A 3,589-nucleotide genomic window follows, 5' to 3' on the forward strand; every position below is an offset into this window, starting at 1 on the left:
CCACCCCGTGCACCGCCTTGGCCACCGCGGCGTCCTGGTAGGTGCCGGTGTAGATATACAGGGCGCGCAGCCCCTCGGCGTAGGCCTTCTGGGTCATTAGCGACCGGCGCACGTCGGGATGATGGATGATCGTCACCCGCGGTGCCGTCTTGTCGGTCATCTGGGTCAGGTCGGCGCCCTGCACCCGGGTCTTGGCATAGTCCAGCGCGTTGAGGTAACCGGTGGACAGGGTCGCGATCGCTTTGGTGCCGACCATCATGCGGGCCTGCTCGATCACGTCGAACATCTGCGCAATGCCGTTGTGTACCTCGCCGACCAGCCAGCCTTTGGCGGGAATGCCGTGCTGGCCGAAGGACAGCTCACAGGTCGCCGACGCTTTCAGGCCCATCTTGTGCTCGACGTTGGTGACGAACACGCCGTTGCGCTCGCCCAGCTCACCGGTGGAGAAGTCGAACAGGAACTTCGGCACGAAGAACAGCGACAGACCTTTGGTGCCCGGCTTGGCCCCCTCGGGGCGGGCCAGCACCAGGTGGAAGATGTTTTCGAACAGGTCGCCGGAGTCGGCCGACGTGATGAACCGCTTGACACCGTCGATGTGCCAGGAGCCGTCGTCGCACTTGACAGCCTTGGTTCGGGCCGAACCCACGTCGGAACCCGCGTCCGGCTCGGTCAGCACCATGGTCGCGCCCCAGCCCCGTTCGGCGGCGGTCACCGCCCATTTCTTCTGCTCCTCGGTGCCGAGGTGGTAGAAGATGTTGGCGAAACCGACGCCGCCGGCGTACATCCACACCGCGGGGTTCGCGCCCAGGATGTGCTCATGCAGCGCCCACATCAGCGCCTTGGGCATCGGGATCCCGTTGAGCGCCTCATCGATCCCCACCTTGTCCCAGCCGCCCTCGAGGGTGGTCCGCACCGACTTCGCGAATGACTCGGGCAGTTTCACCGAGTGGGTCTGCGGGTCGAACACCGGCGGATTGCGGTCACCGTCGACGAACGACTCCGCAATCGGGCCCTCGGCTAGGCGGCTCAGCTCGCTCAACATCTCCCGCACGGTGTCGACGTCCAGGTCGGCGAAGTCGCCCTCGCCGAACACCCGGTCGACGCCGAACACCTCGAACAGGTTGAACACCTGGTCGCGGACGTTGCTCTTGTAGTGGCCCACGGACATCCTCCTCGATGGGAGCGCACTTGCGGTTGAGTACTCCGGAGAAGTTACCCACCAGTAACGTGCCTCAAACTATACCTGGGGATAAGCCCGAAGCAAGCGGTTGTGAGTTATATTGCACTCACTAAGTAACCAACCGGTTGGCGGCGGTGTGCTGCTGAAATGTCGGCGGCCGACCCCCGGTAGTGTCGGGCATATCACAACCCGTCCGAGAAGACTGTCGAGTTAACGAGTCCCGGTGAGTTCCCCAGGAAAGCTGACACCGTCCTCACTGCGCGAGGCGTTCGGGCAGTTCCCGTCCGGGGTGGTTGCCGTCGCCGCCGAGGTCGACGGCAACCGGGTGGGGTTGGCGGCCAGCACCTTCGTTCCGGTCTCGCTGGATCCGCCGCTGGTGTCGTTCTGTGTGCGGAACACCTCGACAACCTGGCCGAGACTCAAAGACGTGCCGGTGCTGGGTATCAGTGTGCTCGGCGAGGCCCAGGACAGCGCGGTTCGCACGCTGGCCGCCAAGACCGGGGATCGGTTCGCCGGGTTGGAGACGGTGTCCAGCGGGAGCGGTGCCGTCTTCATCAAGGGCACCAGCGTGTGGCTGGAGAGCGCAGTCGAACAACTGGTTCCCGCCGGCGACCACACCATCGTCGTGCTGCGCATCAGTGACGTCACGGTCGACCCGGCGGTGGCCCCGATCGTCTTCCATCGCAGCGTGTTCCGCCGGCTCGACGGTTAGGCGGCCACATCGCCCCGATTCATCGGAGATGCCCTCGCCCAGGCGGATGTGGTGCGATAGGGAGATGACCGTCATCGGCAACGATCCTGGCCGGCTGCGTTCGGTGGCTGAAAGGCTCGCCACCGAAGCTGCCGAGTTCGTGCGGCGTCGCCGTGCCGAGGTGTTCGGTGCGGATCGTCGAGGGGCGACCGCGGTACGGACGAAAAGCAGCCCCACCGACCCGGTGACGGTGGTCGACACCGACACTGAGAGGTTTCTGCGCGACCGGCTGGCACGACTGCGCCCCGGCGATGCGGTGCTCGGTGAGGAAGGTGGTGGGTCCGGCGATGTTTCCGGCCGGGACCCCGAATCGGTCACCTGGATCCTCGATCCCATCGACGGCACAGTGAATTTCATGTATGCGATCCCGGCCTACGCGGTGTCGGTAGCGGCCGTCGTCGGGGGCGTGCCGACAGCCGGAGCGGTGGCCGACGTCGCCGGTGAGCGGGTGTATTCGGCGGGTGCCGGGCTGGGGGCGCAGGCGATCGACGAGCATGGCTCCGAGGTGCTGTGCTGCACCGATGTCGTGGATTTGTCAGTTGCACTGCTAGGCACCGGATTCGGATACTCTGCGCGGCGTCGCGCGGCGCAAGCTGCGTTGCTGGCCGAGATGTTGCCGGTAGTGCGCGACGTGCGCCGAATCGGGTCGGCAGCCCTTGATCTGTGCCTGGTCGGGGCGGGCCGACTCGACGTGTTCTACGAGCACGGTCTGAAGCTGTGGGATTATGCAGCCGGCGCGCTGGTCGCATCCGAGGCGGGAGCACGGGTGCTGCTGCCCGACCCGGGGCAACCCGCCGACGCGGGAGGCCTGGTCGTCGCCGCAGCTCCCGGTATTGCCGACGAATTCATCGCCGAGCTGGAGCGGTTCGGCGCCCTGGCGCCGATCCCGTCGTAACCCAATTCACCAGTTATCTGCGTCACACTTGACCGCTGGTGCTACCTGTTACGGCCGAGGTGCCTCACGTAGAAGTGAGCGCGAAGCGGTGGCTGGTGCCTCACGCATGGTGAGCGCGTGGGGGGCTTGCATTACTTCGCCTTGGCCAATCGGTTGATTGACGGTTGCAATGCTTGCAGGTCGATGTGGCGGGCGGCGGCCAGGGCCTCGGTCTTGGCTTTGGCCAGGTCCAGCAGCTGCATCTGGATCGCGTTGATCTGGCGGGTCAGATCGGCCGGGTTGATGCCTTCGATCCGGGCGGCCACGGTCGAGAGTTGTTGTGCATCAAGGACGCCCGATGCCTGTAGACGTTGCCACGGGGTGGCCGGTTTGTCGTAGATGCGCTTGCGGCGGCCGTCGGCGGTGGTGGTGTGGCCGATGGCCTTTTTGGTCGGGGTGAAGAAATTCAGCCGCAACGACACCAGCTCCCACAGCCGGTTGAGCAGCTCCCGCTCCTGGCCGGTGTCGTAGCGCCAGTAGAACGCGTGTTTGCGCACCACGTGGTTGTTCTTGGACTCCACATGGGCTTGGTCGTTTTTCTGGTACGGCCGCGAGCGGGTCTGGGCGATGTCGCGGGCCTGCAGCCATCCAGCGACTTCATGGTTGATGAACTCGCCACCGCAGTCTAAAGCGCACAGGTTCGGCCGAACCTATATCAGGTGACGCCTAATGTTCACAGGTCGACAGGCGTGTCGCATCGACGCTGTCGGCGAGATAGTACAGG

At 65.2% G+C, this 3,589-nt stretch carries 4 protein-coding genes; 2 read left to right on the forward strand and 2 right to left on the reverse strand.

Translation table 11 applies throughout. The features are described 5' to 3' along the window. Positions 1 to 1,162: acyl-CoA dehydrogenase family protein (locus AC2VOP_RS19885; RefSeq protein WP_486962567.1), on the reverse strand; the 1,162-nt coding region annotated here is incomplete at its 3' end. 241 nt (positions 1,163 to 1,403) lie between these two features. Here AC2VOP_RS19885 and AC2VOP_RS19890 point away from each other — a divergent pair. Both AC2VOP_RS19890 and AC2VOP_RS19895 read left to right on the forward strand, forming a co-directional pair. Next, positions 1,404 to 1,892 carry a flavin reductase family protein gene (locus tag AC2VOP_RS19890; protein WP_486962568.1) on the forward strand — a complete coding sequence of 163 codons (489 nt, stop codon included), beginning with the start codon at positions 1,404 to 1,406 and terminating at the stop codon, positions 1,890 to 1,892. A gap of 64 nt (positions 1,893 to 1,956) precedes the next feature. Further along, entirely contained in the window at positions 1,957 to 2,826 is an 870-nt protein-coding gene (locus tag AC2VOP_RS19895) for an inositol monophosphatase family protein (RefSeq protein WP_486962569.1), read from the forward strand. Between the two features lie 131 nt (positions 2,827 to 2,957). Here the strand turns inward: AC2VOP_RS19895 and AC2VOP_RS19900 are convergent, their stop codons facing one another. Beyond that, a complete protein-coding gene (locus AC2VOP_RS19900) occupies positions 2,958 to 3,386 on the reverse strand; it encodes a hypothetical protein (protein ID WP_486962570.1) in 429 nt (142 codons plus the stop codon). Positions 3,387 to 3,589: the final 203 nt, after the last annotated feature.

Source organism: Mycobacterium sp. TH-M106, assembly GCF_057473765.1.

Coding starts and splice junctions, on each gene's coding strand:
- AC2VOP_RS19895 (WP_486962569.1), top strand. CDS start 1,957: ATGACCGTCATCGGCAACGATCCTGGCCGGCTGCGTTCGGTGGCTGAA.